We start from the raw sequence: 21,531 nt of genomic DNA on the forward strand, positions 1-21,531 counted from the left end.
CGCGCACCCGCGATCAGAACAGGCCCTGCCCCTTTGGCAGTTCGGCATAGCGGTGAACCCGCGTCGACAGCACCAGTCCGAAACCCACCATCACCGTCATCATCGACGATCCCCCATAGGACAGCATGGGCATGGGCACGCCCACGACCGGCGCCAACCCCATCACCATCGCCCCATTGATCAGGACGAACAGCGCCACAAAGGACGTCATGCCCGCGGTCGCCATCCGACCGAAATGGCTGTGCGACAGGGCCGCGATCCGCAGCGAAATCAGGATCAGCGCCACATAACAGGCCAGGACGGTGAAGGAGCCGATGAAGCCAAACTCTTCCGACACGGTCGAGAAGATGAAGTCCGTGTGGCGTTCAGGCAGGAATTCCAGCTGGCTCTGGCTGCCCAGACCATAGCCCTTGCCCATCAGTCCGCCCGAGCCCAGGGCGATCTTGGACTGGATGATGTTGTAGCCGGTGCCGGACGGATCAGCCTCCGGATCCAGGAAGGTCAGGACCCGGTTGCGCTGATAGTCATGCATACCGAACATGACGAAGGGCGGAACGACCGCCACCGCCGCCGCCAGTCCTGCGGCGATCACGCGCCAGCTCAGACCGGCCATAAACATCATCGCCGCACCGGTCATGCCGATGATCATGGCCGAGCCCAGGTCCGGCTGTTTGGCGACAAGGATGAAGGGAACGCCGATAATCCCGGCCGGAATCAACAGCTTCCACGACCAGCGCGCGTCCTGCGCCGAAGCTCCATGGTACCAGCGCGCCAGCGCCAGAACGAGGCCGATCTTGACAAACTCGGCGGGCTGGATGCGGATAAAGCCCAGATGCAGCCAGTTCTTGGCGCCGCCCGCCACATAGCCCAGCGGGGTGAACTCAACCAGCATCACCATGAACAGCAGGACGCCGTAAACCGGATAGGCCGCGTGGAACCACCACTTGGGGTGAACCATGGCCAGGGCGATCATGCCCGCCAGCAAGATGCCGAAACGGATCAGGTGCTTGGCCGCCCACGGCTGCCAGTGACCGCCCGCAATCGAATAGAGCATGGCCGTGCCGATCCCGGCCAGGATGCACAGCAGGCCGATGATGCGCCAATCCAGTTCCGCGAACTTGGTCGACAGGCGGTCCCGCTCGCCGGGGCGCGTCAGGGCGGATGCAGTCATTGTCCTGGCTCCGTCAGCGGAGGCGGAGCAGCCGTGGTTTCAGCCCCGTTGTCGGGTTCGCCCCGCGCCTCGGCTTCACGCGCGCCCTCGTCTTCCTGAGCTTCAAAGCCGGCGGATTCGATGCGGGCGCGGATTTCGGGGTCCTTCAAAAGGGCGACCTTCATGACTTCGCGCGCGCGCGGCGCCCCGGCCGTGCCGCCGCCCAGACCGCCGTGCTGGACGATGACCGAAACAGCGTAACGCGGATTATCCGTCGGCGCATAGGCGACGAACAGGTTGTGATCCTTCTGGGACCACGGCCGCCCGGCTCCCTTGCGAGAACCCGCGCCATAGTTGCGCGCCTGCGCCGTGCCGGTCTTGCCCGCCATCTTCACCGTGCCGAGGCCCAGCTGACTGTTGCGGAAGCCGGTGCCGCCCGCCGCCGTCACCGCCTCCATGCCGTCGCGCAGGACTTTCAGCATTTCCGGCGTGAAGGGCAGATCGGCGAACGCCGTGCCCTTGGTCTGCTCCACGCCGCCGATCGACTTGATCAGGCGAGGTACGACCGCCTTGCGGCCATTGGCGATCCGCGCCGTATAGACCGCCAGCTGAAGGGCGTTCACCGTCAGGGCGCCCTGACCGATGCCATAGCTGGGGTTCTCGCCCGGATACCAGTTCGGATCGCCCCGCACCGGGTTCTTGCGGCGCCATTCACGATCGGGCACCAGCCCGGCCTTCTGGCCCGGAATGCCGATATCGAAGGTCTGACCGAATCCCATATCGCGCGAGGTCTCGGCGATGGCGTCCGGCCCCATCTCGCTGGCCAGGGTCATGAAGTAGACGTTGCAGGACGCCTTGATGGCGCCGCGCAGATCAACCGCACCGTGACGCCCCAGACAGGCGAACCGCCGCCCCAGATAGAAGCTGCCGTTGCAGAAGATGCGGCGGCTGGGGTCCAGACCGCGCCTCATCGCCGCCAGACCCACGACCGGCTTGAAGGTCGAACCGGGCGCGAAGGTGCCGCTCAGCGCCTTGTCCAGCAGCGGACGACGTTCATAGTCGGCCAGGGCGCGATAGACCTTGGTCGGGACGCCTGAAACAAACAGGTTGGGATCAAACGACGGCGACGACACCATGGCCAGGATGTCGCCGTTGCGGACGTCCATCACGACGATGCTGCCCGCCTCTTCGCCGAAGACTTCCAGCGCGCGCTGCTGGACATCGTTGTCCAGCGTCAGGACGACCTCGGCCCCCTGAACCGCCGGACGCGACCCTGCGATATCCTCAGCCACAACGCGGCCGCGTGCGTTCACCTCGACCCGCTTGCCGCCCTCGACGCCGCGCAGATCAAGGTCCAGCGAGCGCTCGATGCCCTGACGGCCGATACGGAAACCGGGGTTGAACAGGATGGCGGGCGGCTGTTCGCCCTTGTCGCGGATCGCCTGAACGTCGCGGTCCGACACCTTGGCCACATAGCCGACCACATGGGCGTAGGCGCCGCCGTGCGGATAATAGCGGGCCTCGTTCATGTCGGCCATGACGCCGGGGAGTTCAGCCGCGTGCAGATTGACCTTGGAGAACTCTTCCCACGTCAGGTCGCTCTTGACCGGAACGGGCGAGAAGCGCGGCGCGGCGTTCACCTCGCGGATGATGGTGCGGCGACGGTCCAGAGTGTCGGGCAGCAGTTGGCCCAGCAGGTCCAGCGTCTGATCCAGATCCTTCGTCTCGTCGCGCACGACAAGAACGCGGAAGCTGGGCCGGTTGCCGGCGATGACCACGCCGTTGCGGTCCTTGATCAGGCCGCGCGGCGGCGGCACCTGGCGGAAGTTGAACTGGTTGCGCGTCGCCAGGGTGGCGAACTCTTCCGACTTGACGATCTGCAGATGTGCCAGACGGCCCACCAGCGCCAGCCCGCCGATGACCGTGCCCGCGCCCAGAATCATGGTGCGCCGCAGGAAGGAGCCCTGCCGCTCGTTCACGTCCGAAAAGAAGATGTTCGGTTCGCTGCTCACAGGAATCGGACGTCCGCGTCGTCAAACCGCTCGATCAACAGATGAGCCAGAGGGAACAGCAGCAGCGTCGGGATCATCTGTCCCAGAATCGCCAGGAAATGAGGGGCGGCGCCTAACTCCATCAGGGTGACGAACCACGCCACGGCGAAGGCCATGCCGGTTGAGGCCACATAGAGGGCGAACAGGACGATCGTCGCCTGCCCCGCCAGATATTTCGACGCCAGAAGAATAGCGCCATAGATCAGCAGCAGGCTCAGCGCCCACAATCCCGTCTGACCGCCCCAGAAGAAGTCCAGGAACACGCCCAGTCCGAACAGCACCAGAGGCGCCAGCATCGACGGGCGGATCAGCGGCCAGGCGAAGGCCAGAACCATGGGCCAGACCGGTTCAGGCAGGGTCATGCCGAACAGGCGCAGCGGAATGGCGAACAGGATGGTGGCGGCTGCGGCGATCAGCGCCGGGTAGCCGATCCACTGCATCGGACCAACCATCCGCACCGTGATCGTGCGTCTCACTCCCCGCCTCCATCAGGCGCCGCCGGCGCCTGCGGCGCGGGCTGGACCGGAGCCGAGGCCGGCGTCGCCGCGCGACGGACCGGCGCGCGGGCGGCGGGCGCAGGCGCAGGCGCTGGCGCGGCGGCGACAGTGGTGTCGGGAGGCGGCGCGGCGTTGGCGGCGCGAACCCGTTCGGCGGCGGCTTCGGCGGCGGCGGCGCGGCGCGTGGCCACGTCCTGAATAGCGACAGCCTGTGCGGCGTCAGGCGGCGGCGCTGTGGCGAGGCTGAGCAGCGGCGGCGCGTTCAGCGCGTCCTGATCCGCCAGTTGGCCGAAGTCCTGGAACAACAGGACGCGCACATAGTCGATGGCTGTGCGGTCGCTGTACAGCTTGATCCGCCATGTGCCGTCCACGCCCTTGGCCACCACGCCGACAGGCAGGCCGCGCGGGAAACCGCCGCCGTCGCCTGATGTCAGGATACGGTCGCCTTCCTGCACCGAACCCTGCCCTCGCACATAGTCGAGACGCGGGCTGCGGCTGCCGTCGCCGGTCAGCACGGCGCGAGCGTCCGTGCGCTCGACCAGCACAGGAATGCGCGAGGCGACATCCGTCAGCAGGATCATGCGGCTGTGTGCGCCCGAAGCCCCGGCGATACGGCCCACCAGACCATGCTCGCCCAGAACCGGATTGCCCACGCGAACGCCCTTGTCCGCGCCGACGTTCAGCAGGCGCGAACGGGCGAAAGGCCCCCGCGCATCGCTGATGGCGCGGCCTGCCGTCATGGGTATCGGCGGTTCGGTCTGGACGCCCAGCAACCGCTCATAGCGGCCATTGATGTTCTTCAGCGCCAGGGCTTCGTCGCGCCAGCCGCTCATTTCGGCCAGCTCCGCGCGCAGGCGGCGGTTTTCAGACACGGCGAAGAAGTAGCCCTTGACGTAATCGACCGCATCGCCCGACCAGCGCACGGGCGCGGCCAGAACCCCGGTCCCGGCCCCGGCGACGCGGTCGAACCCGGCGCGGGGCGGATCCAGTTCGTCCATCGCCGGTTGCGGCTTGTCGACAAGCAGAAGCATGATCGCGGCGATAATCCCGCCCACGACCATGATGGCCGCTGTCCAAATCAGCGGCACCTTCAGATTCTCGAACGGTCCGTCGCGAAACGCCACGGCCAGCCTTCCTGCTAGAGCGTAGGAACCGGCGGGCGCCAGCCCGCCGATGATTTAAACCTGCCGCAGGAATCCGCCCCTTTTCAGGACAGCGGCGCCTGCGCCAGACCAGTCAGCCTCAGAGCGACGCTTCGAGGACGCCCTTCATCCACGACGGGTGCTCCAGCACCTTGCCGCAGCCGATGGCGACGCACGACAGCGGATCGTCCGCCACCTGGACCGGCAGGCCCGTGTGGTCGCGGATTTCGGTGTCCAGCCCGCGCAGCAGCGCACCGCCGCCCGTCAGCATGATGCCCTTGTCGGCGATATCAGCGGCCAGTTCCGGCGGCGTGGCTTCCAGCGCGACCTTCACAGCCTCGACGATCTGGGCCACCGGCTCGGCCAGGGCTTCCGCCGCCTGACGCTCGCTCATCTTCACTTCGCGCGGCACGCCCTGCATCAGGTCGCGGCCCTTGACCTCGATCGACAGGCCTTCGCCGTCGGCGGGGACGCGGGCGGTGCCGATGTCCTTCTTGATGCGCTCGGCGGTCGTCTCGCCGATGAGCAGATTATGGTTGCGGCGCATATAGGCGATGATGGCGTCGTCCATCATGTCGCCGCCGACGCGCACCGAGCGCGAATAGACCACGCCCGACAGCGACAGCACCGCCACCTCGGTCGTGCCGCCGCCGATATCGACGACCATCGAGCCGGTCGGCTCATGGATCGGCAGACCGGCGCCGATCGCGGCGGCCATCGGCTCGGGCAGCAAGCCGACGCGACGCGCCGAGGCGTTCAGGCAGCTGTCGTGAATGGCGCGGCGCTCAACCGCCGTGGCGCCCGAGGGGACGCAGACGATCATCTTCGGGTTCACAAAGCCCTTGCGGTTATGAACCTTGCGGATGAAGTGCTTGATCATCTCTTCGGCGACTTCGAAGTCGGCGATGACGCCGTCGCGCATCGGGCGGATGGCTTCCATGTGGCCCGGGGTGCGGCCCAGCATCTGCTTGGCTTCCAGACCGACGGCGTGGACGATCTTGCGACCGCCGACGTTACGCAGGGCGACAACCGAAGGCTCGTTCAGGACGATCCCCTTGCCGCGCATGTAGATCAGGGTGTTGGCCGTCCCCAGATCCATAGCGATGTCATTGGAAATCATGCCGAAGAGGGGTGAAAGCATGGGCGTCGGTTACCGCTTTAGTTCGGGCCTGCAAGGGCGTGAATTTCATTCGTCCGCTATGGCGACGCCCTACCCCCGCTTCGCGTGACCGCAAAGCCGTCCTGACCGTCTTCGCCGAGCCGACTACAGGCCCGTTTGCCCTCATGCCGCAGGGATTGCAAGCGCCTATGGCTTCTCGATCACAGGCTTGTCACAGCAAGGCTTGAAAGCCTTGCTGTTAAGGATTTCCGGCCCCGCTTGAAGCCGACACGCTCAGACGGCGGCTATGCCTTCGGCCTCAAGCGCACGTTGCACGGCAGGCCGGGCCTGGACACGGTCGAGGTGCGCGTTCAGCTTGGGGAAGCGCGCTGCGTCCAGCAGACCGGCCTGACGCGCCCACCGCGTGAACACCATCAGATAGCCGTCCGCCATCGAATAATCTTCGCCCATGACCCACGGCCCGGCGAGATAGTGATTCTCGGCCAGGTCGTATTTTTCCAGCGCGATCTTCACGGCCTCATCCTTGGCCTCGCCTTCCAGCGGCGGCTTGGAGAACAGAGCCTTGCCGATGGCGGGGTGCAGCGACGACGCCAGCCAGCCGTTGAAGGCCTGAAGGCGCGCAAAGGCGAACGGGTCATCCAGATCGGCCAGCCCGGCCTGCGGATGCGTCTGCGCCACATAGGCCAGAATGGCCGAATTCTGGGTGATCACGCCCTGCGCCGTCGCCAGCGCCGGGGTCACGCCCGCCGGATTGATCGCCAGATATTCCGGCGTCCGCTGCTGACCGGCGCGCAGGTCGATCTTCTCGATCTCATAATCCGCGCCCGCCTCTTCCAGACCGATGTGCGAGGCGATGGCGCAGGCGCCGGGGGAGTAATACAGCTTCAGCATGGTCGTTCTCCGATCAATCGACGGACAGGTTGCGGGCGGCCTCACGGCGCTTCACCCACTCGCGCACCGCCAGCATCAATACAAGCCAGACGGCGGCGACCGCCGCAAGGATCACCGAGGTCCAGACGCCGTCGCCGCTGACCGCCGCCATAAAGGAGCCGCCGAAGAAGGCGACCAGCGCCGTCTTGGGCAGGACCCCCAGTGCGCACCCCGCCAGATAGGCCGGGAACGAGGCGCGCACGGCGCCGAAGGCCATGTTCACGACGATGAAGGGCGCCGACGGGACATTGCGGATGATGAAGCTGGCCGAAAAGGCGTTGCGGCCGACGAACCTGCGGATGCGCTCAACCGTCCCGCCGCCGTATCGCTCCAGCGTCCGCGCGGTCGGCCCGCGCCCCAGCCAATAGGTCACGGCCGCCGAGGCGATGGTGGCGATCCAGCTGTAGAGAAACCCGAACCACGGCCCGAAGGCCACGACGCAGGCGGCGATCAACAGGAACTGCGGCACGCCGATGAAGGCCGCCAGGGTGAAAACCACGATCGCGGCGACCAGCCCCCACGGCCCGGCGCGATAGCCCGCCAGCCAGTGCTCCAGCCGGTCTTCGGCCCCCAGCGCCAGTTGCGTCTTGCCCACGGCGAACAGGGCGATGATTCCCGCCAGCAACAGCAGGGTCACGGCCAGGGTGCGCCACCGTCTGGCCTCCATGTTCAGCAGAAAATCGACGACCCGCCGCATAAATTTCGCCCAAATCGCCTTTTGATCGTCCGGGACGCGCACAAACATTGTGCGGCCCTGCGGGGTTGCGTATCAAGCCTTCGCCTCCCCGGCTTTCTTCACATCCTCCAGACAGGATAGCCATGTCCAGCCTTCAGTCCGCCTCCCTCGCCCGCGTCAAGCCTTCGGCCACCCTGGCCGTGACCGCCCAGGCGCGCGAGCTGAAACGTCAGGGTCGTGACGTCATCGGCCTGGGCGCAGGCGAGCCGGACTTCGACACCCCCGACAACATCAAGGCGGCGGCCATCGAGGCCATCAATCGCGGCGAGACGAAATACACCGACGCCGACGGCATGCCCGAACTGAAGGCCGCCATCGTCGCCAAGTTCGCCCGTGAGAACAGCCTGACCTACGAGGCCAACCAGATCCACGTCGCCTCGGGCGGCAAGCCGGTGATCTACAACGCCCTGGTGGCCACGCTGAACCCCGGCGACGAAGTGATCGTCCCGGCGCCCTATTGGGTGTCCTATCCGGACATGGTGCTGCTGGCTGGTGGCGAGCCCGTCAGCGTGATCGGCCACGAAGCCGACGGCTTCAAACTGCGCCCCGAGGCGCTGGACGCCGCCATTACGCCCAAGACCAAGTGGATCATCCTCAACTCGCCGTCGAACCCGACCGGCGCCGCCTATACCCGCGCCGAACTGGAAGCGCTGGCCGTGGTGCTTCGCAAGCACCCGCAGGTGTGGATCCTGACCGACGACATGTATGAGCACCTCGTCTATGGCGACTTCGACTACGTCACCATGGCCCAGGTCGCGCCGGACCTGTACGACCGCACCCTGACCTGCAACGGCGTGTCCAAGGCCTACGCCATGACCGGCTGGCGCATCGGCTATGCGGGCGGCCCCAAGCCGCTGATCGACCTGATGCGCAAGGTAGCCAGCCAGACCACCTCCAACCCCTCGTCCATCAGCCAGTGGGCGGCGGTCGAGGCCCTGAACGGCCCGCAGGACTTCCTGGCCCCGCGCGCCGCCGCCTTCGAGAAGCGCCGCGATCTGGTCGTCTCCATGCTGAATCAGGCCGACGGCATCCGCTGTCCGAAGCCGGAAGGCGCCTTCTACGTCTATCCGTCGATCGAGGGCCTGATCGGCAAGACGGCCCCGTCGGGCGCGGTCATCACCGACGACGAGACCTTCACCGCCGAACTGCTGAACGCCGAGGGCGTGGCCGTGGTCCAGGGCGCCGCCTTCGGCCTCAGCCCCTATTTCCGCATCAGCTACGCCACCTCGGAAGCCGTGCTGGAAGAAGGCTGCACCCGCATCCAGCGCTTCTGCGCCAGCCTGAAGTAAGACCTCAGTGAACCGGCGCCGGCGGAATGTTCAACGTCGGCGCCGTTTTCAGGATGAAGCCGCTGCACCACTCGAATGCCCGGTGCGAGTTATCGACCACGCCGTCCGGTATGCGCGACAGGCGACAGGCGGCGTCCGGCTCTCCGTCCACGCCCGGTCCGGCGTAGAGCACGATCGGCCCGTCCGGCAGACTGCCCTCACGATACAGCATGATGATCGGCGGCACGGAACGCACGGCCAGTTCGGCGTCGTCCCGCATCATGTCCTCGCCCAGCAGGGCGCGCGCCTGACGCCCTGGATCGCCGGGCTCCAGACGAAACAGTTCAGCCTTCAGGGCGTCGCCGGGTTCCGGCGTCAGGGTGAAGCGCGGCGGCTCCTGCGCGGCCATATGCCCGGCGACGAGAAGCGCCGCCAGCATCAGGTCGCCCGGCTGACGGCGAAGTCGGCCAGCGCCTCAAGCGCCGCGCGCCACGGCCCGGCGGGCAGGACCTGCAAGGCCGCCTTGGCCCGGTCCGCATATTCCGCCGCTGTATCGAGCGTGGCCTCGACGGCGCCGCTGCTGACGATCAACTGGCGCGCCCGCTCGAAATCCTCGGGCTGGCGGTCGCCCTTGGTGATGACGCGGTCCCAGAACAGGTCCTCGGTCCCCTTGGTGCGCTGAACGGCCAGCAGCAGCGGCAGGGTCGCCTTGCCCTCGTTGAAGTCGTCGCCCGCGTTCTTGCCCAGCGTCTCGGTCGCGCCGCCGTAATCCAGAGCGTCGTCCGCCAGCTGGAAGGCGATGCCCAGCCCCATGCCATAGTCACGCAGGGCCGCGACCTGCTCATCCGTCGCGCCCGCGCCGACCGCGCCGGATTCGGCGGCGGCGGCGAACAGTTCAGCCGTCTTGGCGCGGATGATCTGCAGATAAGTGTCCAGATCCAGATTCAGGTCGTGGGCGCGCGTCAGCTGCAACACCTCGCCTTCGGCGATCACCGCCGAGGCCCGCGCCAGAATACCCAGCGCACGCAGGGAATCCGTCTCGACCATCAGTTCAAACGCGCGCGCGAACAGGAAGTCCCCGACCAGCACCGACGAGGCCGCACCCCAGATCAGATGCGCCGCGACCTTGCCCCGGCGCATTTCCGACCCGTCGACGATGTCGTCATGCAGCAGGGTGGCGGTGTGGATGAACTCGACCGAGGCGGCCAGCTTGCGTGGCCCTGCGATGTCGCCGGTCTGGCCCGCGGCGCGGGCGGCGGCCACGGTCAGCAGGGGGCGCAGACGCTTGCCGCCCGCCGAGACCAGATGCTCGGCCAGCAGGGGGATCACCGGCACATCGGACTGCATCCGCGCGATGATCAGGGAGTCGACCTCCGCCATGTCGTCCTTGGCCAGATGAACCAGGGCGTCCACATCGCCCTTGGGACGGGCGGCGACGGCGAGAGCTGCGTCCACGGAAATCTCTTTCAGCACAGGGGCGAAGGGGGAGATTCGCCCGAAATTCACACGCATCCGCTTGCCCGGACGCGATGCGGCGCACAATGGTGGCGGCGCCATGATGGGTCAAGCCGAGTCATTCCCTACTGTCGCCGCAGATGTGGCCGAATCCGCCTTTCTGGGCGGACGCATCCGCCTGCGCCAACCGACAAAAGGCTACCGCGCAGGCATGGACGCCGCCCTTTTGGCCGCCGCCGTCGAGGCGCGCCCCGGCGAACGACTGATCGAAGCGGGCTGCGGCGCGGGCGCCGTCCTGATGCAGATCGCCGCGCGCCGACCCGGCATGCAACTGATCGGGCTGGAGCGCGACGCCGCCGCCGCCGCCCTCGCTCGTCAGAACGCGGCCCTGAACGGCATTGCCGCCGACACGACGATCGTGGACGGGGATGTGGCGAGCGGTTTTCGCGCCCTGAACCTATCACCCTGCGACTGGGCCGTCAGCAACCCGCCTTTCTTCGACGACCCCGCCGCCCTGCGCGCGCCCGCCGAAGGCAAACTCGGCGCCTGGATGGCCGACGACGGACTGGCCGCATGGGCCGGTTTTCTACTGAAGGCCGTACGCGAAGGCGGTCGCATCGTCATCATCCACCGCGCCGACCGATTGGCCGACATCCTGAGCCTGCTGTCGCCCAAGGCCGGCTCCTTCGCCATCCGCCCGATCCACCCCTACGCCGATCAACCGGCCAAACGCGTCCTGGTCCAGGCCATCAAGACCGGCAAGGCGCCGCTGCGCCTGCTGCCGCCGCTGATCCTGCACGACCGCGAGGGGGCCAAACACAGCACACAGGCCGAAGCGATCCTGCGCGGAGAGGCTGGACTGGGCTTTTCAAGTTGAAGCGCGCTGTCCGCGGACAAAGGCGAAGGCCACGCATCCACGGTATTCAGACTCAGCCGATAAACCGCTTCAGCAAGGCGGGCGGTTGCCATTTCGAGCGGTTCATCACCACGCCCGCGATGCGGCCGCCCTGGGCGTCGATCTCTTCGCGCAGGGTCACGGGGCCGGAGGCGTCCGTCGTCTCGGCCGCCACCACCAGAACGGTCGTGTCCACCAGCGGCGCCAGCGTCAGGATCATGTCGCTGCGGTCCGCCGCCGGGGCGTCGATGATGATGGTGTCGGCGTGGGCGCGCAGCCGGGTCCAGTAGCGCGGATCATTGACCGCCTCGACCCTCTGACCCGCGCGCAGCACTTCATTGTGGAAATGGGTGACGTAGAGGCGGCCGCCCAGACAGGCCTTGGCCGTCATCAGTTGACCGGGCGCCACGGGCTTGCCGTCGCGACCGCGCATCGGCGGCGTCACCGCATAGAAGGCGGAACCGTCCGGCGAGGCCTGAACCGACGGGCCAAGACGGCCGAAACGCTCAGGCTCAGCGCCCACCTGTTCCAGTTGCGACTGCTGGCTGAGGTCGCCGTCGATCAGCCAGACCGGGCGACGACCGCGCACGGCGGCCATACGCGAGAACTCACGCGCGACGGTGGAGACGCCCTCGCCCGTCTGGGCGGCGGCGAACAGGATCACGCGGCCGCGATGAGCCGGCGCTGGCCCCAGCGCCGCCCACAGTCCCGCCATTTCCGTCGTCAGGTCGACCATGCGAATCGTTACGTGCGCCTTAGATGTGTCTCAGTTTAGCACGGGTGCGGCTCAGGCGCCCTTGGCCGGCGCCACCACCAGCACCGGCGCCTGCAGAGTGCGGCTGAGGGTGCTGGGCATGGTGAAGCCGCGGCGCAGGAAGACCCGCAGCAGGCCGACGCACAGGGCCGTGAACCCGGCGAAGCCCAGCACCGCCACCATCAGCGGGAAGCGCAGGCTCTTGCCCTTCGACGGCGGCTGGGCCCGCTCGATAACGGTGACGTTGTCGGCGCCGGCCTTGACCAGTTCATTGTCGGCGCGGCTCTGTGTCTCGCGCTGCTGGAATTCGCGGATCGAGGCGGTCAGCACCTCGCGGTTGCCCGCCAGCGTCGAGTTGCGCGATTCCAGCTCGGTCAGACGCGCCTGACGCGTGCGCAGGTCGCCCAGCTGGCGGTCCAGCACGGCCAGACGGGCCGCCAGAGAATCGCGCTCGGCCTGAGCATTGATGCGGGTGGTCTCCAGTTCGACCCAGACCTGGTTCGGGCCGGTGCGGACTTCCTTGGCGCCGACCGCCGTGCCCGTGCCGACATAGGATTGCAGCTGGGCGATCTTGGAATCGATCTCGCGCACCGGCTGGGCGTCGGGCTGATAGCGGGCCAGCAGGCTCTCGCGCTCCGTCCGCAGTTGCAGGACCAGGTCCTGCGCCGAGACGTTCAGGTCCTGATACAGGGCCACTTCGCGCGGGGTGCGCGCCAGTTGGGCCGTCAGGGTCGCCAGACGCTGGGACGCCTGCTGAAGCTGGGCCTGAACGCCCATGCGCTCGGTGAAGACGGACTGATAGCTGCTGGCCACCGTGGCGCGCGCCGTGGCGAAGTCGCCGATGGCGTTGGTGCGCAGAAACTCTTCATAGGCGCGGTCCGCGTCGCTCAGTTCCTGCTCGAAGGTCTGGCGCTGGGTGCGGATGGCGGCCGTGGCGCGGTCCTGAAAGACCTCGCGGCGATAGGTCAGATACTGGTCGATGACCGTGTTCAGAATGCGCGCGGACTTGGCCGGATCGCCGCTCTTGTAGGTCAGGCCGACCACGGGGCTGAGGGGCGTGACCTCGACCCCCAGGCCGGTGGAAACGGCGCGGATGGCGGCGGCTTCCTGACGCGCAGGGTTTTCGGTCGAGGGCTTGTTGCCCTGGAAGCTTTCGACGCCCAGGGCGCGCACGACCCGGCGCTTGACCTCAAGGCTGTTCAGGATGGCGGCCTCGGACTGGGCCACCTCGGCGGCAGAAGGCGGCATGGCGCGCTCGCCCATGCCGACGCGCGGCTGATAGACGTATTCCTGACCCACCCCGACGAACAGGCTGGCGCCCGCCGTATAGGTCTTCTTCATCATCATGACGGCGGCGGCGCCGATGGCCAGGATGACCACAAAGATCACGATCATCAGCAACAGCTCACGAAACAGCAGGGCCACGACGTCGGTGACGCCATAGCGGGGACGAGCTGTTGCGAGGGAGGCGCGCATGGAGATCGGAAAACCCGCTCAAGTGACTGTTGAGCGCACACTGAGGCCCACGCGTTAACCGTGCGTTACCTATAAGCCGTCAGCTTCACCACAGACGAAATTTCGCGCCTGGACCGCCTCCGACCATGGATATTGATCGCCGCCTCATTCTCATGGCGCTGGCCGCCGGACTGGCCGGATGCGCCAGCGGCGCTCCGGCAGGCGGCGCACGCCCGCGCCCGACCGTCGTCGACGACTTCCCGCCCGGCCTGCCCTTCGCCCCGTGGACCGAGGTCGAACCGGAATACCGCCTCTATCCCGGCGACGAGATCGAGATCGCCCTGCCGACGGCCTCGGAACTGACGCGCCAGCTGAAGATCGGGCCGGACGGCCGCGTCTCCCTTCCCCTGCTGGGCCACGTCACCGCGGCGGACCGCAGCCTGTCGCAACTGGAGGCGGACGTTTCGCTGGCCTACGCCCCTCACCTGCTGCGCCCCGAGGTGGAAGTGACGCTGCGCCAGGCCGGGCCGCTGAAGATCTGGGTCGACGGCGAGGTGCGCAATCCGGGCGTGTTCGACATGCCGGGCGACATCGACGCCTATCAGGCCGTCATCATGGCGGGCGGCGCCCTGCCCACGTCGCGGACTTCGCGCGCCGCCCTGATCCGCCGAGGACCGGGCGACATGCGCATGATGAAGGTCATCGACCTGAAGGCGCCGCGCGCCGAGATTCAGTCGCTGCGTCGTGGGGACATCATCTTCGTGCCGCGCTCGACCCTGGGCGAACTGGCCGCCTTCTTCACCCAGGTCCGCGCCGCCCTGCCGATCGGCTTCTCCTACGCCATCAACGGCGGGTATGCGTCGACCTGACGGTCGTTGGCGATGCTGATATGATGGAATGGTCGCGGCAATAGTTTCAGGGCGACGTTCGGCCCATTGCGACCCTAGGGCTATCGATAAAGCGTTCCGTTGATGAAGCGCCCAAACCAAAATCGGATACTTGCCCTCACGATTTTAGGGGCAAACTCCATATCCATTTCGGGTTGCTTTATCGGCCCTGATGAAGAGTGGGCTACTCGCGCTCAGATAGTTGAGGCAGCCGAGAGGTGCGGTCTTCCGCAGTTTCGGCCCCAGCAGATCGGGAATGCATGGGCCGCCCATGTTCCCGAGAGTTTTCCCGAACATAAGACCAAAGAAGACTGCATTTATGAGCAGTTAGACCAACGCGGCTTGCTCGTTACGCGATGAGCACTACCCCCCTAAGCGAACTTCGCCTCTCGACTCTAAAGTGAACTTAGGATCACAAGTCGTTGCAAATATTTTATCCGGCGATCTGAGTCGCCTCAGGAGGTTGGCGGAGCCCCCGTCTTGAAGCTGTCGACATATTCCGCGACCGGCCCAAGGCCTACCGAAGCCCTCAACTCATCGACGCACTCTGCGTCCTCAAGTCGCCAAAGCGTCCACTGACCCGTGGATCATGACATTCTCCCCAGAACACCCATCAGATGGGGCTGAGAATGAGCAGTCAAGGCTTAGAAAACGATGTTTGGCGGTGATCGCTGACGATCCTTAACGGCCATCCGTCCAATGACCGTTCGCCCTCACCCCTCGGCGGCAGGCAGCTCCAGCACCACTTTCAGGCCGCCCATGGCGCTGCCGCTCAGGGTGACGCGGCCGCCGTAGGCGCGGGTCAGTTCGTCGACGATCGACAGGCCCAGCCCGGTCCCCGGCGTGTCTTCGTCCATGCGGGTGCCGCGCTTCAGGGCCGTGTCGCGCTGGTCGGCGGGCAGGCCGGGGCCGTCATCCTCGACCACGGCGATCATCTGGCCGGGCGTGGATGGTCCCGCCGAGATGCGGACCCGGCGGCGACACCATTTGGCGGCGTTCTCGATCAGATTGCCGAAGATTTCCTGCAGGTCCTGACGCTCGCCCAGAAAGGCCAGGCCGTCGGGGGCGCGCCAGTCGATCTCGACGCCCTTGTCCTCGAAAACCCGCTCCAGCATGACGGCCAGTTCGTCCAGAACGGCGCTGACCTCGGTGCGTTCGCCCAGACCGTGGGCGGCGCGGGCGGCGGCGCGGGCGCGGCGCAGGTGGTGGTCGACCTGATCCTGCATCACCCGCGTCTGGCGGCGGATCAGGTCCGGCAGCTGGCCTTCCTGCGTCCCGGCCTCGGCCAGCATGACGGCCAGAGGCGTCTTCAGGGCGTGGGCCAGATTGCCGACGTGGGTGCGCTGACGCTCCACCGTCTCCTGATTATGGGCCAGCAGGCGGTTGACCTGTTCGGCCAGCGGCTGGATTTCGACCGGATAGACGCCGCCGACCCGGTGCGAGCGGCCCTGTCGCACATCGGCGATCTCGTCCCGCAGATCATAGAGCGGGCGCAGGCCCACCTGCACCTGAATGAAGACCGCCGTCACCAGCCCCGCCCCCAGCAGCAGCATGGCGATCCAGGTGACGGTGGCGAACTGGCGGGTGTCCGCGTCGACGTCCGAGCGGTCGATCCCGGCGAAGAAGACCACCGGCCGGTCGCGGCCGGGCAGTTGCTTCATGCTGGCGGCAATGCGCAGGGGCTCGCCCTTGGGGCCGTCCTCGGCGTTGTAGCTGAGGGTCTGGCCGAAGGCGTCGCGCAGACAGTTCAGCAGGTCCGGCGCATATTCCAGCTCCGCCGGTCCCAGAGAGGCCGAATGCGCCAGGATCAACAGGTCGCCGTTCTGCGTCTGCTCGCCCACCATCCAGTATTTGCCCGACAGCAGGCGCTGGGTGCGGGCGTCCTGGATATCGCCGATGAAGACCTCTCCCTCGGGGGTGATGTAGGCGGCGACCACCGCCTCATCGATCATGTCGCCGAGGGTGTTGCCCAGACGGCGCAGGGCCGATTCCTGGAACACGGCCGTCAGCACCAGCGCCGCCGCCGCCAGGGCGATCAGGATCCACGCCGCCGCCAGCCAGATCAGCCGCCGCGTCAGCGAGCGGCCGGGCCGACCGAACCAGCGCTTGGCCGGGGCCGCGCCGGGTTCTGGCTTGTCTGGCGCTGGCGCGTCAGGCGCTGTGGAGGTCGTCATGCGGCGCTCAGGCCGCGTCGCTCTCGCCCGGCAGGGGCGACAGGCGATAGCCCAGGCCGCGCACCGTCTCGATGCGGTCGGCGCCGATCTTCTTGCGCAGGCGGCCGACGAAGACTTCGATGGTGTTGGAATCGCGGTCGAAATCCTGATCGTACAGGTGTTCGACCAGTTCGGTGCGGCTGATGACCCGGCCCTGATGCATCATCAGATAGTGCAGCAGCCGGTATTCCAGACTGGTCAGACGCAGCGGCTCGCCATTGACCGTGGCGCGGGCCGCGCGCGGGTCCAGCCGCAGACCGCCGCAGGTCAGGGTCGCCGCCGCGTGACCGGCCGAGCGGCGCAGCAGGGCGCGCAGGCGGGCCAGCAGTTCCTCAGTATGGAAGGGCTTGGTGAGATAGTCGTCGGCCCCGGCGTCAAAGCCCGCCACCTTGTCCGACCAGGCACCGCGCGCCGTCAGGATCAGCACCGGCGTGGCCTTGCCCTCACGGCGCCAGCGTTCCAACACCGAGACGCCGTCGATCTTGGGCAGGCCCAGGTCCAGCACCACCACGTCATAGGGTTCGGTGTCGCCCAGGAACCAGGCTTCCTCGCCATCCGGCGCATGGTCGACGGCGTAACCGGCGTCGGTCAGGGCGCTTTTCAGCTGACGCGACAGATCAACGTCGTCCTCGACAAGCAGAACCCGCATTCAGTCGTCCCCACGCACCCGGCCCGAACGGCCGTCAACCTGGATATCCGAGACGCGACCGCCCGGATATTCCCACCGCACCACATAGTCGCCGCCGCGTTCCTGAACGCCCAGCATCCGGCCGGGGCGGCCCGACTGGACGCGGCGGGCGATGTCGCCCGGATTGGCGCGCGGCCCGCTGTCGGCGCGCGGCGGCGCGCGCAGCCCCTGCCCCGGATAGGAGGGCGGCGGCCCCCGACGGTCCTGCTGCATACGGGATTCGTTATCATCCTGATCACGGCCGCGCGACTGCGCCGCCGCGTCCGTCAGAGGGACGAGGGCGATCAGGCCTGCCAGAAGAAGGGCTTGAATACGCATCATGGGTCGCCGTTTAAACCAGATCCTCTGAACAGCGGCTGAACGCGCAGTCTATCGGCGTTCAGTCGAAAGAGAAACGCCGCCGCCCGCAAACTCCGTCGCGCTTTCGCGCGAAGGCAGGCGGTTTTGCATAAAACAGCCGCGCTGAGGCCCGGCGCCGCACTGGAGGAAGCGGTCCGGCCTGCCTATCTTGACCTCATGTCCATCGCCCGCCTCGACAGTCGCGCCCTGATCCGCATCAGCGGCCCCGACGCCCGCCCCTTCCTGCACAATCTGCTGACGCAGGATGTGGAGACGATCCAACCGGGAGAGCTTCGCTTCGGCGCGCTGCTGTCGCCGCCGGGGCGGCTGCTGTTCGACCTGTTCATCTGGGGCGAAGAGGACGGCGTCGTGCTGGATGTCGCGGCCGAGCGGCGCGACGCCCTGATCCAGCGCCTGACCCTGTATAAACTGCGAGCCCAGGTCGAGGTCATGCCGGTTCCCGACGCCGTCTTCGTCGCCTGGGGCGCCGATGTACCGCAGGGCTTCGTCGCCGACCCTCGCCTGCCTGCGCTGGGCGCCCGCCGCTGGGGCGATCAGGGCGAGACGGACGCGACCGAGGCCGACTGGCAGGCGCACCGACTGGCCCTGAGCGTGCCGGATCCGACGCAGGACGCCCTGATGGACAAGACCTATCCGATCGAGGCGGACTTCGACCTGCTGAACGGCATCGACTTTCACAAGGGCTGCTTCATCGGCCAGGAAACGACCTCGCGCATGAAGCGCCGCGGCACGATCAAGAACCGCATGATGGCCATCGCCTTCGACGGCCCCGCCCCGGAACGCGGCGCCGAGGTGCTGAAGGGCGAACTGCGCGCGGGCGAGGTCATGACCGGCGCCGAGGGCCGCGCCATCGCCCTGATGCGGCTGGACCGCATGGACGGCGACCTGACCGTCGACGGCCGCCCCGTTCAGGTCGAAAAGCCCGACTGGATTCCGGACCTGCAGGGCTGAAACAGCAGCGGCGGCGCGCGACCCTGCCCTTCCGCCGCCTTCCTTTGCGGCGCTGAACCGGCGACGCCCCTAAACCTGCCGCGCCGCCCAACCTGCCTGCCCCAAGCAAACGTCATCCCCGGGCCTGTCCCGGGGATTCATAAACGCCCCGGTCGGATCAGAAGACACGTCCCGCAGTCCGTAAGCCCCTGCCTGCTCCGCTCATCCCGGCGGACGCCGGGACCCAGTGAGTAAGCCAAGCGGGAGCCTGCCCGATGAGCCGAGCGCGCTGAAGCCCAAGCATTAACTCTCGGCATCCGCTTGCATGAGCGGCGTGATTGAACGGCGTCCCCCCCGCGACAAAGCGGAAAACTCGCCTGCCTCCATGTAAATGTCACTTGACTTCATCTCGACCTCAGCGGTAAAGCAAACTTGTCAAAACGACAGGGAGGTTAGTCATGAACACCGAGATCACCACCGCAGCCGCATCCGCCGCCCGCAACAAGAAGCAAATGGACGATATGACCGTGGGCCTGTGCGCCCTGACCGTGGTCGGCGTCAGCGCGACCGCCGCCATGCCGTTCTGGCCTGACGCATGGGGCCGCGCCCCGTCGATCGGCGTCGCCCTGCTGGCCGCCGGTCTGGCGGTCTTCATCGCCCTGCATACCCTCTACTGGTGGCGCGCCCTGGATGAGGCGGCGAAGGAGGCGCACAAATGGGCCTGGTGGTGGGGCGGAAACCTGGGCCTGGTCGGCGGCGGCGCGGGCGTGATCATCGCCGCCGCCTCGGGCGTGGAGTTGCTGCCCGCAGCCCTGCCCCATACCGATGCGGCCCTGATCGCGCTTGGCGTCATCGCCGTCTTCACCGCCCAGGCCGTCGGATATGGCGTCGCCTGGTGCGGATGGTGGATCGCCCGCCGATGACCAGCGCCTTCATCAACCGCCTCAAGGTCTGCCGCGCAGAACGCGACTGGACCCAGGCCGATCTGGCCGCCCGCCTCGGCGTCTCGCGCCAGACCATTCAGGCGCTGGAGAAGGGCCGCTACGACCCCTCCCTGCCCCTCGCCTTCCGCATCGCCCGCCTTTTCGGCCAGCCGATCGAAACCATCTTCATCGCCTGAGCCCTTCGTCATCGGCGCCCAACGCTCGCCCCTGACGCCCAAAGACGCCTGAACCCCATACAATCCAAGGATATCGCAATGACCCTCGCACACCGCATGGGCCAGTCGGCCAACCGTGTCTCGCGCTTCGCCGCCGGTCTTCTGGCCGCTCTGGCCGCCTCAGCCGCCCTGAGCGCCGCGCCCGACGCCGCCCGCGCCGAACAGGCGGCGCCCGCCCCGGCCGTCGCCCCCATCCCCCGCGCCGAGGGCGCCGGTCCGCCGCTGTGGGTGATCAGGGACGCGGACTCCACTGTCTATCTGTTCGGCACGATCCATCTGCTGCGTCCCGGCACGGCCTGGGGCTCGGACAAGGTGGACGCCGCCTTCGCCAGCGCCTCGGACATCTGGGTCGAGATCGCCGATCAGGACGATCAGGCCGTGGTCATGCCGGTGATCCAGCAGCACGGCGTCGATCCGTCCCGCCCCCTGTCGTCGGTCCTGTCGGCCGAGGACTTCGCCGCGTTCGACAAGGTCGCTCAGGCGAACGGCGCCAGCGCGGCCGCCCTTGATCCCTACCGCCCCTGGCTGGCCGCCTTCATGATCTCCATGTCCGGCCCAACCGAGGCCGGCTATCGCCCCGACGCGGGCGTCGACAAGACGCTGATGGATCGCGCCCGATCTGAAGGCAAGGCGCTGCACGGCTTCGAGACGGCCGACATCCAGGTGCGCCTGATCGCGGGCATGAGCGAAGAGGCGCAGGTCGCCTATCTGAACCACTTTGTCCGCAACACCGACCGCATCGTCGCCAACCTGGATGAAACCGTCGCCGCCTGGCTGAAAGGCGACATCGCGGAAACGGGCCGTCTGAACCGCGCCAACACCCGCGACGTGCATGAAGACATCCACCGCGCCGCCCTGATCGACCGCAACAGCGACTGGACCCGCCAGATCGAGGCGATGATGAAAGGTTCAGGCACGGCCTTCGTCGCCGTCGGCGCCGCTCACCTGATGGATCAGGACAGCGTCATCGACATGCTGATCGCGCGCGGTTTCACGGTCGAGCGACTGTAAGACGCCCCGCAACATCCCATGCAGGCCCGGCCTCCGCGCCGGGCCTTTTCGCTTGCACGGCCGGAACATTCCGGCAACATCGCGCCATGACCGAAGACGAAAAAGCTGAAGGCCGCTGCGGCTGGTGCGGGACGACGGACCCGCTCTACATCGCCTATCACGACACCGAATGGGGCGTGCCCGAGTATGACGCCCGCGCCCTGTGGGAGAAGCTGGTGCTGGACGGCTTTCAGGCCGGACTGGCCTGGATCACCATCCTGAGAAAGCGCGAGGGGATGCGCGACGCCTTCGACGGCTTCGACCCCGAAATCGTCGCCCGCTATGGCGAGGCGGACCGCGCCCGCCTGCTGGCCGACCCGCGCATCATCCGCTCAGGCGCCAAGATCGACGCGGCCATCAACGGCGCGCGCATCTGGCTGGACATGCGCGACAACGGCGAGGATTTCTCGGCCTGGCTGTGGTCCTTTGTCGGCGGCCAGCCGCTGACGAACCAGTGGAGCCATTTCCGCGAAGCCCCGACCCAGACCGCCGAAAGCCTCGCCATGGCCAAGGCCCTGAAGGCGCGGGGTTTCAAGTTCTGCGGCCCGGTCATCACCTACGCCTTCATGCAGGCGGTCGGCATGGTCAACGACCACCAGACGACGTGCTTCCGACATGGTGAGGTGACTGCGGCGGATGCCGCCAACGTCTGATTTCAGGGCACTCCAGATTGTCCACTTTCGACCGAGGCCGTGTAAAAACGTGCTGATCCACGATGAGGCCGAGGTGGCGACGAGGCGCGATGGCCTCAGGCTCGGATCGCGTTCATCAGGGTCTTCGTTCCGAGCACC

22 protein-coding genes are annotated in these 21,531 nt (G+C 67.3%); 8 read left to right on the forward strand and 14 right to left on the reverse strand.

The genetic code is table 11. The features are described 5' to 3' along the window. Window positions 1-13 precede the first annotated feature (13 nt). The 7 genes from rodA to ABE454_RS01885 form a co-directional block, all read right to left on the reverse strand. Entirely contained in the window at window positions 14-1,171 is a 1,158-nt protein-coding gene (rodA, locus tag ABE454_RS01855) for a rod shape-determining protein RodA (RefSeq protein ID WP_346528449.1), read from the reverse strand. Beyond that, the gene (mrdA, locus tag ABE454_RS01860) at window positions 1,168-3,162 is read right to left on the reverse strand and encodes a penicillin-binding protein 2 (RefSeq protein WP_346528451.1); all 1,995 of its coding nucleotides are present in this window, start codon (window positions 3,160-3,162) and stop codon (window positions 1,168-1,170) included. Before mrdA ends, rodA begins: the two co-directional genes overlap by 4 nt. Further along, a complete protein-coding gene (locus ABE454_RS01865; RefSeq protein WP_346528453.1) occupies window positions 3,159-3,677 on the reverse strand; it encodes a hypothetical protein in 519 nt (172 codons plus the stop codon). The genes mrdA and ABE454_RS01865 overlap by 4 nt, the downstream gene beginning before the upstream one ends. Beyond that, on the reverse strand, window positions 3,674-4,822 hold the full coding sequence (mreC, locus tag ABE454_RS01870; RefSeq protein WP_346528455.1) for a rod shape-determining protein MreC: 1,149 nt from the start codon (window positions 4,820-4,822) through the stop codon (window positions 3,674-3,676). Before mreC ends, ABE454_RS01865 begins: the two co-directional genes overlap by 4 nt. A gap of 118 nt (window positions 4,823-4,940) precedes the next feature. Further along, window positions 4,941-5,981, reverse strand: a complete 1,041-nt coding sequence (locus tag ABE454_RS01875; RefSeq protein WP_003168146.1) for a rod shape-determining protein — start codon at window positions 5,979-5,981, stop codon at window positions 4,941-4,943. A 252-nt stretch (window positions 5,982-6,233) separates the two neighbouring features. After that, complete coding sequence (locus ABE454_RS01880) at window positions 6,234-6,851, reverse strand: glutathione S-transferase family protein (RefSeq protein ID WP_346528457.1); 618 nt, start codon at window positions 6,849-6,851, stop codon at window positions 6,234-6,236. A gap of 13 nt (window positions 6,852-6,864) precedes the next feature. Continuing rightward, the gene (locus tag ABE454_RS01885) at window positions 6,865-7,587 is read right to left on the reverse strand and encodes a TVP38/TMEM64 family protein (RefSeq protein ID WP_346528458.1); all 723 of its coding nucleotides are present in this window, start codon (window positions 7,585-7,587) and stop codon (window positions 6,865-6,867) included. 122 nt (window positions 7,588-7,709) lie between these two features. On the opposite strand from ABE454_RS01885, the gene ABE454_RS01890 reads away from it, so the two are divergent. Then, a complete protein-coding gene (locus tag ABE454_RS01890; protein WP_346528461.1) occupies window positions 7,710-8,915 on the forward strand; it encodes a pyridoxal phosphate-dependent aminotransferase in 1,206 nt (401 codons plus the stop codon). A 4-nt stretch (window positions 8,916-8,919) separates the two neighbouring features. Here the strand turns inward: ABE454_RS01890 and ABE454_RS01895 are convergent, their stop codons facing one another. Continuing rightward, window positions 8,920-9,333 carry a hypothetical protein gene (locus tag ABE454_RS01895; RefSeq protein WP_346528463.1) on the reverse strand — a complete coding sequence of 138 codons (414 nt, stop codon included), beginning with the start codon at window positions 9,331-9,333 and terminating at the stop codon, window positions 8,920-8,922. Continuing rightward, window positions 9,333-10,307 carry a polyprenyl synthetase family protein gene (locus ABE454_RS01900; protein ID WP_346528517.1) on the reverse strand — a complete coding sequence of 325 codons (975 nt, stop codon included), beginning with the start codon at window positions 10,305-10,307 and terminating at the stop codon, window positions 9,333-9,335. The genes ABE454_RS01895 and ABE454_RS01900 overlap by 1 nt, the downstream gene beginning before the upstream one ends. Window positions 10,308-10,449: 142 nt before the next feature. Here ABE454_RS01900 and ABE454_RS01905 point away from each other — a divergent pair, with 142 nt between their 5' ends. Then, entirely contained in the window at window positions 10,450-11,226 is a 777-nt protein-coding gene (locus tag ABE454_RS01905; protein ID WP_346528466.1) for a tRNA1(Val) (adenine(37)-N6)-methyltransferase, read from the forward strand. A 52-nt stretch (window positions 11,227-11,278) separates the two neighbouring features. Here the strand turns inward: ABE454_RS01905 and ABE454_RS01910 are convergent, their stop codons facing one another. Both ABE454_RS01910 and ABE454_RS01915 read right to left on the reverse strand, forming a co-directional pair. After that, window positions 11,279-11,980, reverse strand: a complete 702-nt coding sequence (locus tag ABE454_RS01910; protein WP_346528468.1) for a hfsB — start codon at window positions 11,978-11,980, stop codon at window positions 11,279-11,281. 51 nt (window positions 11,981-12,031) lie between these two features. Beyond that, window positions 12,032-13,474 carry a GumC family protein gene (locus ABE454_RS01915; RefSeq protein WP_346528470.1) on the reverse strand — a complete coding sequence of 481 codons (1,443 nt, stop codon included), beginning with the start codon at window positions 13,472-13,474 and terminating at the stop codon, window positions 12,032-12,034. A gap of 125 nt (window positions 13,475-13,599) precedes the next feature. On the opposite strand from ABE454_RS01915, the gene ABE454_RS01920 reads away from it, so the two are divergent. After that, a complete protein-coding gene (locus tag ABE454_RS01920) occupies window positions 13,600-14,322 on the forward strand; it encodes a polysaccharide biosynthesis/export family protein (RefSeq protein ID WP_346528473.1) in 723 nt (240 codons plus the stop codon). 731 nt (window positions 14,323-15,053) lie between these two features. Here ABE454_RS01920 and ABE454_RS01925 read toward each other — a convergent pair. Genes ABE454_RS01925 through ABE454_RS01935 form a run of 3 tightly spaced genes read right to left on the reverse strand, consistent with a single transcriptional unit; the run spans window position 15,054 to window position 17,562 of the window. Continuing rightward, window positions 15,054-16,514: a sensor histidine kinase gene (locus ABE454_RS01925; RefSeq protein WP_346528476.1), complete on the reverse strand. Its 1,461-nt coding sequence runs from the start codon at window positions 16,512-16,514 to the stop codon at window positions 15,054-15,056. 7 nt (window positions 16,515-16,521) lie between these two features. Further along, entirely contained in the window at window positions 16,522-17,202 is a 681-nt protein-coding gene (locus ABE454_RS01930) for a response regulator transcription factor (RefSeq protein ID WP_346528478.1), read from the reverse strand. Continuing rightward, window positions 17,203-17,562 carry a hypothetical protein gene (locus ABE454_RS01935; protein ID WP_346528481.1) on the reverse strand — a complete coding sequence of 120 codons (360 nt, stop codon included), beginning with the start codon at window positions 17,560-17,562 and terminating at the stop codon, window positions 17,203-17,205. 195 nt (window positions 17,563-17,757) lie between these two features. Between ABE454_RS01935 and ABE454_RS01940 the strand changes: the two genes are divergently transcribed. From ABE454_RS01940 to ABE454_RS01960, 5 genes are all read left to right on the forward strand, one after another. After that, window positions 17,758-18,552, forward strand: coding sequence for a YgfZ/GcvT domain-containing protein (locus tag ABE454_RS01940; protein WP_346528484.1), 795 nt, complete (start codon window positions 17,758-17,760; stop codon window positions 18,550-18,552). Between the two features lie 437 nt (window positions 18,553-18,989). Next, window positions 18,990-19,454 (forward strand): hypothetical protein, encoded by a 465-nt coding sequence (locus ABE454_RS01945; protein ID WP_346528486.1) that lies wholly within the window; start codon window positions 18,990-18,992, stop codon window positions 19,452-19,454. Continuing rightward, on the forward strand, window positions 19,451-19,651 hold the full coding sequence (locus ABE454_RS01950) for a helix-turn-helix transcriptional regulator (protein ID WP_346528489.1): 201 nt from the start codon (window positions 19,451-19,453) through the stop codon (window positions 19,649-19,651). Before ABE454_RS01945 ends, ABE454_RS01950 begins: the two co-directional genes overlap by 4 nt. A gap of 78 nt (window positions 19,652-19,729) precedes the next feature. Next, entirely contained in the window at window positions 19,730-20,701 is a 972-nt protein-coding gene (locus ABE454_RS01955) for a TraB/GumN family protein (protein WP_346528492.1), read from the forward strand. An 86-nt stretch (window positions 20,702-20,787) separates the two neighbouring features. Further along, a complete protein-coding gene (locus ABE454_RS01960; protein WP_346528495.1) occupies window positions 20,788-21,393 on the forward strand; it encodes a DNA-3-methyladenine glycosylase I in 606 nt (201 codons plus the stop codon). Window positions 21,394-21,531 lie beyond the last annotated feature (138 nt).

Source organism: Brevundimonas diminuta, assembly GCF_039673845.1.
Taxonomy (GTDB): Bacteria; Pseudomonadota; Alphaproteobacteria; order Caulobacterales; family Caulobacteraceae; genus Brevundimonas; species Brevundimonas diminuta_E.

Excerpts from the sequence above, each read along its gene's own strand:
- rodA (WP_346528449.1), bottom strand. The coding sequence starts at position 1,171 with ATGACTGCATCCGCCCTGACGCGCCCCGGCGAGCGGGACCGCCTGTCG.
- ABE454_RS01875 (WP_003168146.1), bottom strand. The coding sequence starts at position 5,981 with ATGCTTTCACCCCTCTTCGGCATGATTTCCAATGACATCGCTATGGAT.
- ABE454_RS01880 (WP_346528457.1), bottom strand. The coding sequence starts at position 6,851 with ATGCTGAAGCTGTATTACTCCCCCGGCGCCTGCGCCATCGCCTCGCAC.
- ABE454_RS01885 (WP_346528458.1), bottom strand. The coding sequence starts at position 7,587 with ATGCGGCGGGTCGTCGATTTTCTGCTGAACATGGAGGCCAGACGGTGG.
- ABE454_RS01890 (WP_346528461.1), top strand. The coding sequence starts at position 7,710 with ATGTCCAGCCTTCAGTCCGCCTCCCTCGCCCGCGTCAAGCCTTCGGCC.
- ABE454_RS01895 (WP_346528463.1), bottom strand. The coding sequence starts at position 9,333 with ATGCTGGCGGCGCTTCTCGTCGCCGGGCATATGGCCGCGCAGGAGCCG.
- ABE454_RS01905 (WP_346528466.1), top strand. The coding sequence starts at position 10,450 with ATGATGGGTCAAGCCGAGTCATTCCCTACTGTCGCCGCAGATGTGGCC.
- ABE454_RS01910 (WP_346528468.1), bottom strand. The coding sequence starts at position 11,980 with ATGGTCGACCTGACGACGGAAATGGCGGGACTGTGGGCGGCGCTGGGG.
- ABE454_RS01915 (WP_346528470.1), bottom strand. The coding sequence starts at position 13,474 with ATGCGCGCCTCCCTCGCAACAGCTCGTCCCCGCTATGGCGTCACCGAC.
- ABE454_RS01920 (WP_346528473.1), top strand. The coding sequence starts at position 13,600 with ATGGATATTGATCGCCGCCTCATTCTCATGGCGCTGGCCGCCGGACTG.
- ABE454_RS01925 (WP_346528476.1), bottom strand. The coding sequence starts at position 16,514 with ATGACGACCTCCACAGCGCCTGACGCGCCAGCGCCAGACAAGCCAGAA.
- ABE454_RS01930 (WP_346528478.1), bottom strand. The coding sequence starts at position 17,202 with ATGCGGGTTCTGCTTGTCGAGGACGACGTTGATCTGTCGCGTCAGCTG.
- ABE454_RS01935 (WP_346528481.1), bottom strand. The coding sequence starts at position 17,562 with ATGATGCGTATTCAAGCCCTTCTTCTGGCAGGCCTGATCGCCCTCGTC.
- ABE454_RS01940 (WP_346528484.1), top strand. The coding sequence starts at position 17,758 with ATGTCCATCGCCCGCCTCGACAGTCGCGCCCTGATCCGCATCAGCGGC.
- ABE454_RS01945 (WP_346528486.1), top strand. The coding sequence starts at position 18,990 with ATGAACACCGAGATCACCACCGCAGCCGCATCCGCCGCCCGCAACAAG.
- ABE454_RS01950 (WP_346528489.1), top strand. The coding sequence starts at position 19,451 with ATGACCAGCGCCTTCATCAACCGCCTCAAGGTCTGCCGCGCAGAACGC.
- ABE454_RS01955 (WP_346528492.1), top strand. The coding sequence starts at position 19,730 with ATGACCCTCGCACACCGCATGGGCCAGTCGGCCAACCGTGTCTCGCGC.
- ABE454_RS01960 (WP_346528495.1), top strand. The coding sequence starts at position 20,788 with ATGACCGAAGACGAAAAAGCTGAAGGCCGCTGCGGCTGGTGCGGGACG.